Below are 15,543 nucleotides of genomic sequence, written 5' to 3'. Positions count from 1 at the left end.
TCTCAGTTACACTTTTAGTTACTAGCCCTCTTAACTCTTTCCCTGTTAACTTTATTCCTGTTAGTCATTATTCAAGGGGCAGCACACGCAACTCACGCCGTCTTCCCACTTTAAAGGCATAATAAAATCTGCACAATAAAAAGGCCGCATTAATGCGGCCTCTTGTAATGTGACGAGCTGGTTAGCTCAAGCGCTTTTCAAGGTCAGCGCTAACGTCATCAACCGGGCGGTTTCCGTCGAGTTTGTGGTACTCGCAGTTGCCAGCATCTGCTTCTGCCATGTAGTAGTTAACAAGTGGCTTAGTTTGCTCATGATAAATAGCTAAACGCTTACGTACAGTGTCTTCTTTATCATCTTCACGGACAATAAGGTCTTCACCAGTGGCGTCGTCTTTGCCTGCTTCTTTAGGCGGATTGTATACCACGTGATAAACACGACCAGATGCAGGGTGTACTCGTCTTCCGCCCATGCGCTCAACAATCACGTCATCTGCAACATCAAATTCAATGCAGTGGTCTACTTTCACACCGGCTTCTTTCATTGCATCCGCTTGCGGAATAGTGCGAGGAAAGCCGTCGAGTAAAAAACCGTCTTTGCAATCATCCATTGCAATGCGCTCTTTCACCAAACCAATAATGATATCGTCAGAAACCAGCTTACCTTCATCCATTACCTGCTTGGCTTTTAAACCAAGTTCAGTACCAGCTTTTATTGCTGCGCGAAGCATATCGCCTGTAGAAATTTGTGGAATACCGTATTTGCCCATTAGAAACTGAGCTTGTGTGCCCTTACCCGCGCCAGGAGCGCCGAGAAGAATGATTCGCATGAGTGCGTTCTCCGCTTATGATTTTTTAAAATTTTTACTTCGGGCACTTTACACATTCAATACATTAGTGACAAGTGTAAGCAGTACCCCAAGGCTAATCTTACGACTAATGGCGAATATACGTTCAACTTATAGTCACTTTGTGAGCAACGCATAAACTGCGACGATAACGGCCATTGTCTACACGCTTTATACCCCACACACGTAATAGCAGTGTCGGCTGCGTATTTAAGGCCTGAAAATATAGCATATTATTAAGGGTATACTCGATTTTAAGATATAAAAACAAAAAACGGGCGTAAAGCCCGTTTTCTAAAGTTTGCAGTGGCTTAAAAGCCGCTTATTTTGCCAGCTTCATCAACAATGCATTCATGTTTTGAACGAAGGTAGCAGGGTCTTTAAGACTGCCTTGTTCTGAAAGTGCAGCTTGGTCGAATAACACCCCTACCCATTCATTGAACAACTCTTCGTCTTGAGTGTCGGCTAGCTTTTTAACTAGGCTGTGCTCAGGGTTAAGTTCAAAGTGATACTTAACGTCTGGTACACTTTGACCAGCAGCTTGCATTAGCTTCATCATCTGCGTTGTCATGCCGTTGTCATCGGCTACGATGCACGCAGGAGAGTCGGTTAAACGATGGGTAAATTTCACATCTACCACTTTCTCGCCTAACGCCGCTTTTGCTCTTTCTAGCACGCCTTCAATTTCTTTCTCAGCTTCTTCTTGGGCTTTCTTAGACTCTTCGTCTTCCAAATCGCCTAAGTCCAAGTCGCCTTTCGCAATTGAAACAAACTGCTTTTCGTTAAACTCAGTCAGGTGAGACATTAACCACTCGTCAATGCGCTCGCCCATTAGCAACACTTCAATACCCTTCTTGCGGAATATCTCAAGGTGAGGACTCGACTTAGCCGCTTGCAAGCTATCTGCAGTAACGAAGTAAATCTTGTCTTGCCCTTCTTTCATGCGCTCAATGTAGTCGGCAAGTGACACGGTTTGCGCATCAGAATCACCGTGAGTCGATGAGAAGCGAAGTAGACCGGCGATTTTTTCGCGATTGCTAAAGTCTTCAGCAGGTCCTTCTTTAAGCGCATTACCGAACTCATTCCAGAAAGTCTGGTACTTGTCTGAGTCGTTCTTGGCCATTCTTTCAAGCATCTGAAGCACGCGTTTAGTACAACCTTGGCGCAGCGCTTGAGTCACTTTATTATCTTGAAGAATTTCACGAGACACGTTCAGTGGTAGGTCGTTGCTATCGAGTAGCCCCTTTACAAAACGAAGATACGTAGGCATAAACTGTTCGGCGTCGTCCATGATAAATACGCGTTGAACATACAGCTTCAAACCGTGATTTTGGTCACGATTCCACATATCAAACGGCGCTTTTGAAGGGATATACAGTAAGCTAGTGTACTCCGTTTTTCCTTCCACTTTGTTGTGTGCCCACGAAAGCGGATCAGCAAAGTCGTGAGAAATATGCTTGTAAAACTCGTTGTACTCGTCATCACTGATATCAGACTTTTCACGAGTCCACAACGCAGTTGCTTTGTTAACCGCTTCCCATTCACCAGGCTGAGCTTCAATTTTCTCGCCGTCAGGTCCTTCGCTTTCAGGCACTTCGTCTTTCCACATATGCACCGGAATGCTGATGTGGTCTGAGTATTTACTTACGATTGAACGAAGACGCCATGTGTCTGCAAACTCTTTTTCTTCTTCACGAAGGTGAAGCGTAATTTCGGTACCGCGAGTGGGTTTGTTAATGTCGGCAATAGTAAACTCGCCGCCACCATCTGAAACCCACTCAACACCCGTTGACGCATCCGCACCAGCGGCGCGAGAGCGAACAGTCACTTTATCAGCCACGATGAACGCAGAGTAGAAACCTACGCCAAACTGACCGATAAGTTGTGAGTCTTTTGCACTGTCGCCAGACAGCTTACTGAAAAAGTCCTTTGTACCAGACTTAGCAATAGTACCAAGGTTAGCGATTACCTCATCTCGAGACATACCAATGCCGTTGTCGACAATCGTGATGGTATTCGCTTCGCTGTCTACGCTTAGCTTAACGCTCAAGTCACCATCGTTTTCATAGAGACTGTCGTTTTCCAAAGCGCGGAAACGGAGTTTATCTGCGGCGTCAGCGGCGTTAGACACTAACTCGCGTAAGAAGATTTCTTTGTTTGAGTACAAAGAATGAATCATCAGATGTAGAAGTTGTTTTACTTCCGTCTGAAAACCGTGGGTTTCTTTATGGGCTGCTTCAGCCATAATCCAGTATCTCCTCGTTGAATGGATCACGTTACTGATAGACAGGTGTGGACTCGAAGCGCGTTTTTCAACTACAAGAGAGAAAATTTATTTGTTTTTTATCACACTAAAGTTTACGCCGCCCGGAGAAGGCGTGGGTTAATGTGTTGTTATCAATGTATTCTAATTCGCCGCCCACCGGCACGCCATGAGCAATACGAGAGGCATCGATGTCGTTTGACGCGCACAGCTGACCGATGTAATGGGCAGTGGCTTCACCTTCTACGGTAGGATTGGTCGCAAGTATTACCTCGGAGATCCCCCCTGCAGCAAACCGTGCTTCCAGTTCATTCAAACCAATTTCTTCTGGTCCCACGCCATCAATAGGTGACAGGTGCCCCATCAAAACAAAATACTGCCCCTTAAAGCTCATGGTTTGCTCTATTGCCAATACATCTTGCGGGCTCTCCACCACACACAGAAGGCCGCTGGCCTCACGCTCAGGGTGGCGACATATGTCACATAGTTCATCTTCAGTAAAGGTTCTGCAGCGCTTACAATGGTGGATGTGCTCCATTGCGTTATGCAATACATCGCTTAAGGCAACGGCACCTTTTCGGTTTCGCTCGAGTAAATGAAATGCCATTCGCTGAGCGCTTTTGTTACCAACACCAGGCAGACACGTTAACGCCTGAATGAGTTCTGCAAGTAAGGGACTGAACTTCATAATGAGACTACTTCGCTGTTCGTTCGCTATCGTTTTGTTGAGGGTATTTAATCACGTTACGCTTTACTTGGTCGAGTTTAACTTCATAAACATTTCCGCCCACCAGGCCTTTGAATTCCTCATCGGTAAATACAAGCGTGTTGTCATCGTAAAACGTTACCGCTTCTTTTTGCGTAATAATGCCTAAGTCTATGCGCGATACCTCACCACTGAAAAAATTATCGCCATCAAAATTTTCAAATAGCCAAAGACTGGTTGAATCAAGTAAAACCAACTTTTCTCTATTTGGGCTTATTGCCGCTGAGGTTATCCAGCATAACTTTTCTAGGGTGGTACAGGTTTTAAATTCGCCTATTAATTCAGCATCAAAATTAGCAGCGTGATCGCCCACTTTGTACAGTTTGGTAATACCGTCAAAGGGCTTAGTTCTGTTTTTGGTAAACAGATAAAGGTGCCGCTTAAATTCAACAAATGCCTCTAGATCATAGTTTTTATCTTCTGGTTTAATCTCGCCTTCTTCCATTTGAGGATAAGTAAACTTTATGATTTCAGCCTTCGTGGTGTCGGTTTTAATATCAATAGGATTTTCAATTTTATAAATAGTAAGCCAACGCCTATCGTTGTCGTTATTGCCAAAATCGCCTAGGAAAAAATGACCAAACTGGTTTTGCGTCATGTCCTCCCAATCGACGTTTTTAGCATTTGACACTGTCACTTCACGAGCGATTGAACCGTCTTTATTTAGCATATAAAGAATGGGGCCATCGCCACTGTCGTTAATCGCCCAAAGGCGCTGCTTTTTATCAAACTCGATACCCGATATCTCCCTTAACTTCGGGTCGACGGTGACTGTTTTTATACTGAATAAGGAATAGATACTGAAAACAGTTAATACGATAGCAATAGGAATAAGAATGAGAGTGGATGTGACCAAACCTTTTCTGATCAAGACGGGTTCCTTTTTATCTAGAAATAGTCAGAGCATGTTGACCTTATTTTAACAGCACACAAACCGCTGCAAAGTGCAGAATAAAGCTCAACACGCCCTAATAAGCGATGTTAGATAGTGATAATACGAGATGCCATTGTGAATGGCTCCAAAATTCTCGCGATTGTAATGCATTAATAGCGTAAAAGCTGGTGAAACCCCGTTTATAGCAGATTTAATCAATTGCCTCGCAATAATCGCGCGAAAGCTAATTTACCGCGTATGTAAGGGTTCTATAGAGCCAATAATTTCCCTCGTCATCCACATAAAATGTTGGGGTCATTAACTCGATTACTCCCATCGAGTTATCTTTTTGAATATCAAAGAATAAGAAGATAGCTGCTGTTTGGTCTTTGCCCTCCAAGGTAATTTCACAACGTCCTTGAATACAGTTCACACTGAGTATCTGAAGTTGAGGGTCTTTGCTTTTTACAACATTAATGGTTCACTGGCTATCATGAGATTTGCGAAATTCCCCCGCACTCATTCCAACTGACTGCTTAAAGAAGCGACTAAAGTACGCTGGATCTTTAAAGCCTAAGCCGTAAGCAATATCGCAAATACTTTGTTGCGTGAAAATTAACAGCCGCTTAGCTTGTGTAATTAACCGCTCATTTATCAATGTTTTTGGTCCTTGGTTCAACCGTGATTGACACAGTCGATTCAGGGTAGAAACCGATACATGGAGCATACTGGCATACTCGGCAACAGATAAATGCTCGCGAAAGTGCTTATCGATATAATGCTTGAGGTTTAGTAACGTTTTAGCGTCTCGCCCTGCCTCGCCATCACTGAACGCTTCAAGCTGTTGCTGACGTTTTACAGATATGAGCAAAAGCTGCACCAATTGTTCGAGAACCCACTGCTGATCTGGCTCTGAATGGGCAAGTTCGTCTCGCAGCAGCTCCACATAATTAGCAAATCGTTTCATCTGATACGGGTTGCGAAACGATAGTACTTGGGGCTGCAGCATGATTTCCCGCAGATTAAACCGCTCATCATTTTTGGCCATGGCATTGAGTATTTCAGTGCTGAACGATACAACGTAGCCTTTTATGTTGGGTTCAAATTTGAAACTATGCACTACACCTGTAGGGATCACTACAAGACAACTGTGATTAAGCTCGTATTTTGAATCGTCAAGTTGAACACTCACTGCATCATCAAATGTACAAACCACCTGCACTAGCTTATCGTGCCTATGCGGTTTTATTTTCCAACCCAGCCCTTTACTGCGAAACGCAATATCTTCAACATGAACATGATGAAGAGCCCTATTAACAAGGCTTTCACCATATAAATCATAAAATGGAATAGTATGAGACATCACAAAATCTACGTATAAAACGAATAGAAATACTAAGATATGATGACGAAAAAGTACAATAACATGGCAATTTAATACATTACAAACACGGCGGAATTAGACGAGTATTACAGCTAATTCAAATAATAAGTGGATTGGCTATGAACATTAAGACACAGGTCATGATCGTGGGCGCAGGCCCATCGGGTTTACTGCTAGGGCAATTACTTGCCAAACATGGGATTGACAACGTTATTGTTGAACGTGCATCTCCTGACTACATTCTGAAGAGAATACGTGCTGGTATTTTAGAACAAGGATTAGTAGACCTTTTACACGAGGCAGGTGTAAGTCAAAATATGGAGGCCAATGGACATAGGCATGAAGGATTTGTGATTAGCTATTATGGCGTCCCATACCGATTGGACTTAGAAAAATTGACCGGCGGTAAGACGGTTATGTGCTATGGGCAAACTGAGGTGACGCGAGACTTGATGAACGCGCGCAGTGAAAAAGGACTGACCACCTATTACAGTTCATCGAACGTCACTATTAACGATGTTGAAAGCAATACGCCGTCAGTGAGTTTTGAACAAGATGGAGTCCAACACACAATTGAGTGCGATTTCGTCGCTGGCTGCGATGGATTTCACGGGGTATCGCGCAAAACTATTCCTGCAAACAAACGAGAAGAATTCGAACGAGTTTATCCCTTTGGCTGGTTAGGAGTACTCAGTGACACTCCGCCAGTCAGTGCTGAGCTAGTGTATTGCAAAACAGAACGAGGGTTCGCGTTAGCCAGCCAACGTTCATTGACGCGCTCACGATACTACCTACAAGTACCGGCAACAGACAAAGTAGAGAACTGGAGCGATGAGCAATTTTGGAGTGAACTGAAGAAACGCTTACCGCAAGAGATGGCTGAATCATTAATCACCGGCAAAAGTATTGAGAAGAGTATTGCACCACTAAGAAGTTTTGTTTGTGAACCCATGCAGTTTGGAAAGTTGTTTTTAGTTGGTGATGCGGCTCATATCGTGCCCCCCACGGGCGCAAAAGGCTTGAATTTAGCTGCGTCCGATGTATCGATTTTATCCAAATTGTTAGTGAAACACTATGTAGACAAAGATAGTTGCGCCACACAGCGCTATTCAGAGTTAGCGTTAACGCGAGTATGGCAAACAGAACGTTTCTCATGGTGGATGAGTAATATGCTTCATGATTTTAATGATGAAGCTGACAGTGAGAGTCAGTTAGATGCGAAAACGTTTGATCGCTTTATGCAATCAGAACTCGACTTCTATTTAAATGATAGCGCTGGTCAAGAGGTCATTGCAAAGCAATATGTAGGGTTACCTTATCCTGTTATGGAGTAGCTCATCACGTGATTTGCGATATAGGAAGTGATTAACATTTAACGTTCCTGAAAACACGAAAAGGCCGCGTTTACGTGAGTAAACGCGGCCTTTTTCATTACTCATTGGCATTAGCCAATTATCATGATTTAAAACGGCAGTTTCATACCTGGTGGAAGTGACATTCCGCCAGTTACATCAGCCATTTTTTCTTTGCTGGTTTCTTGAACTCGGCGGACGGCGTCGTTAAACGCTGCTGCAACAAGGTCTTCAATCATGTCTTTATCGTCGTCCATTAGCGAGTCGTCGATGTCAACGCGGCGTACGTTGTGGTTGCACGTCATGGTAACTTTAACCATACCTGCACCGGCTTCACCGGTAACTTCCAGCTTAGCGAGATCGTCCTGCACTTTCTGCATGCGATCTTGCATCTGCTGCGCCTGTTTCATCATGTTGCCCATACCGCCTTTAAACATATTTTTATCTCACTTTGTTTGGTATTAAGTTAATCTGCTATCGTGCTTTAACCGAATCGGTCAGCACTGAGGCATCAAAAATTGATAGCAGCGCTTGAATTTTTTCATCAGTTTGTACAACTGAATGTGCATGCGCCTGGCGCATTGCATGAATATCTTGCTGCAGTGCAAATGGCGTTGAATTTGGTTTACCTAACGTAATATTCACCGTTACGTTCTCTCCCAACCCATGATGCAGTGTGTCTAGCAATTGCTGTTTCGCGCTCTCATTAAGTAGATGAGACTGACTGTTATCAATTTCAAGTGACACATTACCGTTATCTCGAGAAAAAGAAGCATGAAGGAACAATTGTTTTAACAGCCCGGCAATTGGCATCTGCTCAACTAAGTTACTCCACTCATCTATTTGGCTAGCATGGGTAAGTTTAGTTCCATCTTCGAGGTATGCACTTAAACTACCGCTTGGGGTGCTGGTAATGACTTCTGAGCCATCGCCGCGTTCAGCATTGCTTGATGAATAGTCTACATTAGACTGGAAGCTAGTGCCCTGGTCGTAATTGCGCTGCTGGGAATCAATTGGCTGATTAGCGCTCTGGAAAGGCATTTGTTCAGCATTTGTATTGTGTAATGAATCCCTCGCCGCAGTATCATTAAAAGCCACAGTACCATTTGAATCGGCAGAGTCGTTGCTCTGTGCAGTGTCCCACGGTGGATGGTCTTCTGTGGAAAAGTTTTCGTTAGCATTCTTTTGTGATGAAGTTGCTTGTGATAAGCCTTGTTGTAATGAGTCTTGCTGTAATGAGCCTTGGTTCGATAAAGCGCTCTGCGAATCAGGCGAATCGGGCTGCGAGTCACTGGCAAACGGCATATCTTCTTCAAATTCGGCATCGAAAAACTCGTCATCGTCAAATGCACTGCCTTGGCCGCTCTCGTCACTGTTAACAGAAGGCTGAAAATCTGCTGTGATGGGCGAGCTTGTATTATCAGAGGCTGAATTCACTGAGTCTGATAAAACTGGTACCACTTTATTCGCACTACCCTCTGCCTCTGACATTTGAGATTGAAGCTGTGATTGATTTGGGTCTGATTGCTCATGTTCAATATGCTGCTGCGAAGGTTGGGCTTGGTTATCCTGCGCTGATGGCGTTGCGTTAGCATTTGAGAATCGAGAACGCAGGGTGTTAGGCATTCTATCAGCGGCGTCCTGCGAAGGACTTTCTGCAGATACCTGCGCTTTTTTATCTTCTGTGTCTTGTGCCTTGCGCTGTTTCATTTTTTGTCTAAGCGCAAGCATGCTTGCAGTAGCACTCAACTGCTCTTCTGGAGACGGCTGTGCAGTTTCTGGCGCAATGTCTTGCGAACTATTTTGCTCGCTGTCAGCATGGTGAGAAAAACCGCTATCAATATCTGGTGGATACTCTTCATCACTGGCAGGCGGCATATCATCCAAGTAGGCATCTAACGGAGGCTCATTATCAGAAAATGGCGACAACTCACTTTGCGGGTGCGAAGCTTCAGAACTCGCGTCTATCTGCTGCGGCTCGGGTTCCGGCTGTTGAGATACTTGACGTTGCGATTCAGCCTTTAGTGACCCGCTATGCTGGGATTCACCCAGTTGAGGATCAGAGTCAACGTTTGCAGTGTTGGCGTGGTTCGCGACATTCATAGCATCAGCTGAGGATTCAGGCACTGTATTTTCAGAAGGCTGTTTATTAGCTGAAGGCTCTTGTCCGGCTGAAGGCTCCTGTCCGGCTGAAGGCTCTGATTCAACAGTATCCGTATCACCACCGCGATAAGCTGAGTGAGACGCCTCTGAAAGCTCTGGCTCAGGCTGTTTATCAGGCTCAGGCTGTACATCAGATTCAGAAGTTATATCAAAAGTAGGCTGCCCTTGAAATTGCGGCTCTGCTGTTTCTGTTTGTGGTGTGGCATCTGCAAGAGTTTCGCTTTTAAGCGCTTCCTCTTGCTTACCGACGTTTCCCGGATCACCAGTCTGTGATTCAGGAGCGGTCTTAACGGGAAGGCTGTGCTCACTACCTCCGCGCTCAATATTATCTGCACCATTATCAGGAGGCGTTGCAGGTGCAAACGACATCATTCGCATTAATGTCATTTCAAATGCGCTCTTACCGTCTGCTGCGAAAGGTAAGTCTTTTCTCCCCTGAATTGCAATTTGATAGAGCAACTGTACTTGTTCAGCGGGGATGGTTTTAGCCAGTTGATATATCGCTTTTGCCGATGTTGTCTCTAGCTTACATGCCTCCGGCACCCATTGGGTCAAGGCTATCTGATGAAGTAAGCTCGCCAATTCACCGTGAACATTGTCATAATCTGGCGCCTGCTCAGCCAAGTCGTTAACCAACTGAATCACATCATTGGGTGTTTTATTTACCACCGCATTGATAATTTTGAGCAGCTGGTTTTTGTCCATTAAACCAAGCATGTCAGTAACCACCGATGCAGTTACCTGGTTTCCGCCCTGCGCAATGGCCTGGTCAGTTAAACTGAGCGCATCACGCATACTGCCTTGTGCGGCTCTTGCAAGCAGCGACAGCGCTTGAGGCTCGAAATTCAATTGCTCCTGCTCTAGAATATGGGTAAGTTGACCAACAATTTGCTCTCGCGACATGGCCTTGAGATTAAACTGAAGACAGCGAGATAAAATGGTGATGGGCAACTTTTGTGGATCGGTGGTCGCCAAAAGGAATTTTACGTGAGGGGGCGGCTCTTCCAGCGTCTTTAACAACGCGTTGAAACTGTGTTTCGAGAGCATGTGTACTTCATCTATGAGATACACCTTGTAGCGGCCACGAGTTGGCTTGTACTGAACATTGTCCAGAAGCTCTCGCGTATCTTCTACTTTCGTTCTTGAAGCTGCATCAATCTCGAGCAAATCAACGTAATTTCCTTGCTCAATTTCTTTGCAAGTATGGCACTGCCCGCAGGGGTTGGCTCCCTGACCTTCTTCACAATTTAAGCTTTTAGAAAAAATACGCGCTATTGTCGTTTTTCCAACGCCTCGTGTGCCAGTGAACAGATAAGCGTGATGCAAACGATCGTTATCTAAGGCATTTGAAATGGCTGACACCACATGCTCTTGGCCGACAAGTTCACCGAACTTCCCTGGTCGCCATTTCCTTGCTAATACCTGATAGCTCATTATTGTACTCTTTGCCTCGTCACGCCTTGTTACGCCTCATCAAGCTTAATCACGCCTTATTGTGGCTTTCTTGCGCCCGTTTAAATGGCTAACTACTCGCCTTCAAACTCGCAAATTGAATAGCTTTCAATGTTTAGTTCGGTCAATTTTTTATGACCACCTAAATCGGGTAGATTAATAACGAACCCAGCGTGGTTTAACTCACCACCCAATGAGCGAATGAGCTTAGCCGATGCTGCGATAGTTCCGCCAGTAGCCAGAAGATCATCAATCAATAATACCTTATCGCCAGGGACAATTGCATCGCGATGGATTTGTAGCGTATCTGTGCCATATTCCAGCTCGTAGCTTTCACTGACGACTTCCCTGGGCAACTTATTAGGTTTGCGTACTGGGATAAACCCGATCCCCATTTCAATTGCTAAAGGCGCGCCAAACAAAAAGCCGCGAGCTTCAGTGCCTGCGATCTTTGTAAATCCCATGCCCTGATACTTTTCAACAAGTAATGAGATACAGCTTTTAAACGCTTTGTGATCTTCCAAAACGCTAGTTACATCTCTAAATAATATACCTGGCTTGGGATAGTCAGGAACGGTTTTCACTACTGATTTTATATATTCTGCAGTCACGATAATACCTTATATGTCTGCTTTATAACCAGAACGTGAACCAACCGGCGATGATATGCATCAACGGAAAAGCGAGTAAAGTTACTAATGAACCTAAGAAGTACCACTTGTTATAGACTTCTTTAAAATCTTCATTGTCAGCCATATGCACTACCTAAACAATAATTGTGAACAAAAAAATGGTCGTAAATGTTAATCGAAAGCAAGCCCGATTGACAGCGCTAATATAGTTAAACGCTCACAATAAATACAGTTGGTGGGTAAAGTTAATAATAGACACATCAAATGATAAAAAATTAAGCACTGTGCTGTTTATATTTAGAGATTTTGCAGGCTTATACCGGCATTAATATCCCTTTTTGAAGCAAATCGACGACAGTTTGTTCTATTCCCGCTTTGAGCGTTGGTTGAGGAATACTTGGCGCCTGCTCAATCAGTTGGTTAGCTAATACCTCTAGTGAAATGCCTTCTTCAGCTACCTCTACGGTATGCACCAGCATGGCGGTCATCGCGGTTAAATGAACAAATTGAACTTGATATTCTTCATCTCGATATACGATATAATATTGGGGCGCGTCCATAGGCCCGTCGGGTAAGTGGTCTGGTCCAATAAGGTGCACCGCATAGGAATATGACGCTAGGGTGGCGAACGGTGAAATTTTTACCTCGGTAATATCCTCACCTGCTGAGTAAAACGAGATGCTTTCACTGCTTTTACGCGTGGCCATTTCTAGCTCTAGCCATTCATAATGGGCTAGTTCACAAGAAAACGCTGGTAGTTCAAAACCCAAAGCGGGAGATGTCGCTAAGTATTCTACAAACTCTTTACTGATGTCGTTAAAATAAGGAGACCTGCATTGATGTTCAATAAAGAACTGACGGATTACTTGCTCCCATTGGTTTTCGCCATGTTGAGCAATAATAATAGATTTTAAAACTGGAAGTGCTGAGCTAACGAAACCATTTATGTTGCTGAAAAATAGCGACTGGTAGATTTTCATCCGTCTTAAGTGATCATCATTTTTCGCGTTGAGCGTTGAAGGGTCTTTTATCGCTTGTGCAAATTCACTCTGGCTTTGTTGTAACGAAGGCATCACGCAACTCCCCTACTTGAAGAGTTCATTTCAGTAGACGCGTGTTTTGACTGTATTGCTTTAATTTTACGCACTTCGTTGAGTAAATTATCCACAGACGGAATGTTGAAGTCACGCTCTAGCAAAGTGGGGTAAACGCCATGTACGCTATACGCATAGTCTAATAGTTTCCATACTGGCTCAATAACATCGGCTCCGTGTGTGTCCACTTTTAAATCTGCAGCCTCGTCGTAATGCCCCGCAATGTGACCGTAGACTATTTTGTGAGACGGCAGTCCTTTAATAAATTCATGTGGATAATAGTTGTGATTAATACTGTTTACGTACACATTGTTAACGTCTAGCAACATAGAGCAGCCAGACTCAGATAAAACTGCGTTGGTGAATTCAAGTTCAGAGATATCCTGATCTGGCGCAACATAGTAAGACACATTTTCTAATACGAGAGGTCTCTCGAGAATGTCCTGTACTTGCACAACCCTAGAGACAACGTGCTTAACTGCCTCTTCAGTAAATGGAATAGGCATCAAATCATACATATGGCCGCTTCCAGAACAATAGCTTAAATGCTCGCTGTATAGGCCTATATTGTTGGCATCTAAGAACTGCTTTACGGTTTTTATAAATTCAACATCAAGCTTATCACTGCTACCTATTGAAAGAGACAGTCCATGGGTACTAAATGGTGCTTGTGCAGTGGCCTGGTTAAATTGTTTTTGATAAATGCCACCAAGAGGGATCCAGTTTTCTGGCGCCACTTCCCAAAAGTCGACATCTTTAGGAAGAGTAGGAAAAAGTTCATCAAGCATTTCACGTCTGAAGCCTAAACCAGCACCTTTGATATTATTCACTCTTAGTCTCCAAGAACAGCACTGAAAAAAAAGGCCATCAATTGACGGCCATCTTACGGGTCATAGGAAGCAATGGTTACATGCTACCGCATTTACCTTCACCGCACTTACCTTCTTTCACTGCTTTGTTGCCGCCGCATTTGCCTTCTTTTACGGCTTTATCGCCACCGCACTTGCCTTCTTTTGCAGCTTTATCGCCGCCACACTTGCCTTCTTTTGCGGCTTTATCACCGCCGCACTTGCCTTCTTTTACTGCTTTATCGCCGCCGCACTTGCCTTCTTTTGCAGCTTTATCACCACCGCACTTGCCTTCTTTTGCAGCTTTATCACCACCGCACTTGCCTTCTTTTGCAGCTTTATCGCCGCCGCACTTGCCTTCTTTTGCGGCTTTATCGCCGCCGCATTTACCTTCACCACATTTTCCTTCTGCGGCAAATTGACTATAACCAGACTCAAGAGATTGCATACCGAATGGATTTGAATCTGCTACAGCTACACTTGATGCTAACGAACCGATAACTACGGCACCTAACGCTGTTGCTATTGATGTTTTATTAATTTGCTTCATTTTTAGCCCTCGGAAATTTATTCTATTGTTAAACCACAATGTTGACGTTCAATAAATAAGACCGAGGTGTTAACAATTTGCTTTCACAAATTTTTAACTTTTCTTAATATTTTTTATTTGAGAGTGAACACCCTCGCGAAAATACTGCGCAGACTTAAATATTTTAAAGCTGTGGTGTGGGTTTCGTGGCATGTTCTAAGATAGTTCCTTCCTTGAAGGACTCACTGTAGGCTGAAAGTTTTTCTAGAAGATCATCTTTATATTTGCTTTGTAACGATACTGCGAAGAATGTGGGAATATTCTTTTTTAATGTTATTGAACTTGTCCTGTCATTAAGCTCATTGTCGCCAAGAAAATAATAAAAAGGTCGCTCGTAGGTTATAAGGTTTGCTGTTCTATCAAAGAGAAAAAATTTGATAGAATCTACACTTGAGGGCATATCGACAAATTCGTACCCTTCTTCAACTAGACGAATGCGCTCACCTACGTAATCGTATCCTCTTATACCGGCTATGGATTTTTCATTTAAGCGAGCATTATTTGTCACTCTCATTAGCGTTAGGTTTGTTACGGGCTTATCAATAAACGTAGCATGATCGTCGAGTGCAGCCGTCCCTTTTACGTTAACTGTTAAATCAATCTCGCCTTGTTTCACCCTTTCGAAAAGCCGTATAGGGGGAATACATTCAATACTCATCTCGTACCCAAGCTGCTTTAAAAGCTTAGAGGACATCTCTACCACTTCACCGTAACACCGCCCAGTTTCACTGTCTTTTATCACAAGTGGAGGAAATACTACGATCCCCAGAGTAACGGTTTTAACTTCTTCCTGCGCAAAAACCGAAAGTGGCAACGAGGCTGCAAAAATCATTAGAGAAAGCACCATAGAACCACAAAAGTTACGCATTTCGTTACCAAATATGAGAACAATATATTAAGGATAGTCTATATATCACCATTTGATTGAAAGACATAATTTACGACAATGGTATTGCATAAATAAGGTATGAAAATCTTTACGCAAAAAAATAAAGGGGGTAACAATAAATGGGGTCAGAACCACATTCTTTGATCGTTTGTCCGCTGTAAGGACTGTGGATAATGAGAAATAGGGATCTGACCTCGTTTATTTTTGAGTTTGACAGCCAGACTCACACTGAAGACGACAATATATTGGGTTCTGACCCTGTTTTATGTTCGTTGAGTTTGATTATGTTTGTTTAGATTGGAGATAAATGCTGTTCTGACCCCATTTATTAATGCGGTTCTGACCCCCATTATTTTTTTGGGGCAGAAAGCAAAAAACCCGCCGTTAGGCGGG

General features: G+C 43.7%; 13 protein-coding genes. 1 reads left to right on the top strand and 12 read right to left on the bottom strand.

The annotated features are described in order from the left end of the window. Positions 1 to 181: 181 nt before the first annotated feature. The 5 genes from adk to JV36_RS19250 all read right to left on the bottom strand — a co-directional run bounded on the left by adk (position 182) and on the right by JV36_RS19250 (position 6,110). The gene (adk, locus tag JV36_RS0110980; protein ID WP_032095918.1) at positions 182 to 826 is read right to left on the bottom strand and encodes an adenylate kinase; all 645 of its coding nucleotides are present in this window, start codon (positions 824 to 826) and stop codon (positions 182 to 184) included. A 340-nt stretch (positions 827 to 1,166) separates the two neighbouring features. Continuing rightward, entirely contained in the window at positions 1,167 to 3,089 is a 1,923-nt protein-coding gene (gene htpG / locus JV36_RS0110975) for a molecular chaperone HtpG (RefSeq protein ID WP_032095917.1), read from the bottom strand. A gap of 106 nt (positions 3,090 to 3,195) precedes the next feature. After that, the gene (recR, locus tag JV36_RS0110970) at positions 3,196 to 3,795 is read right to left on the bottom strand and encodes a recombination mediator RecR (protein ID WP_032095916.1); all 600 of its coding nucleotides are present in this window, start codon (positions 3,793 to 3,795) and stop codon (positions 3,196 to 3,198) included. A 7-nt stretch (positions 3,796 to 3,802) separates the two neighbouring features. Then, positions 3,803 to 4,729, bottom strand: coding sequence for a hypothetical protein (locus JV36_RS0110965; protein ID WP_420837618.1), 927 nt, complete (start codon positions 4,727 to 4,729; stop codon positions 3,803 to 3,805). A 499-nt stretch (positions 4,730 to 5,228) separates the two neighbouring features. Next, positions 5,229 to 6,110, bottom strand: a complete 882-nt coding sequence (locus tag JV36_RS19250) for a helix-turn-helix domain-containing protein (protein WP_052010152.1) — start codon at positions 6,108 to 6,110, stop codon at positions 5,229 to 5,231. Positions 6,111 to 6,250: 140 nt separating this feature from the next. Here JV36_RS19250 and pobA point away from each other — a divergent pair, with 140 nt between their 5' ends. Further along, positions 6,251 to 7,465: a 4-hydroxybenzoate 3-monooxygenase gene (gene pobA / locus JV36_RS0110955; protein WP_032095914.1), complete on the top strand. Its 1,215-nt coding sequence runs from the start codon at positions 6,251 to 6,253 to the stop codon at positions 7,463 to 7,465. Between the two features lie 128 nt (positions 7,466 to 7,593). Here pobA and JV36_RS0110950 read toward each other — a convergent pair whose 3' ends face one another. The 7 genes from JV36_RS0110950 to JV36_RS0110920 all read right to left on the bottom strand — a co-directional run bounded on the left by JV36_RS0110950 (position 7,594) and on the right by JV36_RS0110920 (position 15,129). Further along, entirely contained in the window at positions 7,594 to 7,920 is a 327-nt protein-coding gene (locus JV36_RS0110950; protein WP_032095913.1) for a YbaB/EbfC family nucleoid-associated protein, read from the bottom strand. Between the two features lie 37 nt (positions 7,921 to 7,957). Continuing rightward, complete coding sequence (gene dnaX, locus JV36_RS0110945; protein ID WP_032095912.1) at positions 7,958 to 11,080, bottom strand: DNA polymerase III subunit gamma/tau; 3,123 nt, start codon at positions 11,078 to 11,080, stop codon at positions 7,958 to 7,960. A gap of 92 nt (positions 11,081 to 11,172) precedes the next feature. Further along, positions 11,173 to 11,709, bottom strand: a complete 537-nt coding sequence (gene apt / locus JV36_RS0110940) for an adenine phosphoribosyltransferase (protein WP_032095911.1) — start codon at positions 11,707 to 11,709, stop codon at positions 11,173 to 11,175. Positions 11,710 to 12,044: 335 nt separating this feature from the next. Then, positions 12,045 to 12,803, bottom strand: coding sequence for an HvfC family RiPP maturation protein (locus JV36_RS0110935; RefSeq protein WP_032095910.1), 759 nt, complete (start codon positions 12,801 to 12,803; stop codon positions 12,045 to 12,047). Continuing rightward, the gene (locus tag JV36_RS0110930; protein ID WP_032095909.1) at positions 12,803 to 13,654 is read right to left on the bottom strand and encodes an HvfB family MNIO-type RiPP peptide maturase; all 852 of its coding nucleotides are present in this window, start codon (positions 13,652 to 13,654) and stop codon (positions 12,803 to 12,805) included. Before JV36_RS0110930 ends, JV36_RS0110935 begins: the two co-directional genes overlap by 1 nt. Positions 13,655 to 13,730: 76 nt before the next feature. Further along, complete coding sequence (locus tag JV36_RS0110925; RefSeq protein ID WP_032095908.1) at positions 13,731 to 14,222, bottom strand: HvfA family oxazolone/thioamide-modified RiPP metallophore; 492 nt, start codon at positions 14,220 to 14,222, stop codon at positions 13,731 to 13,733. 163 nt (positions 14,223 to 14,385) lie between these two features. Beyond that, a complete protein-coding gene (locus JV36_RS0110920) occupies positions 14,386 to 15,129 on the bottom strand; it encodes a hypothetical protein (protein ID WP_052010151.1) in 744 nt (247 codons plus the stop codon). Positions 15,130 to 15,543: the final 414 nt, after the last annotated feature.

The sequence above is a fragment of the Alteromonas sp. LOR genome (assembly GCF_000753865.1).
In the GTDB taxonomy this organism is placed as follows: domain Bacteria; phylum Pseudomonadota; class Gammaproteobacteria; order Enterobacterales; family Alteromonadaceae; genus Alteromonas.
This window is presented reverse-complemented; position numbering and strand designations above follow the sequence as displayed.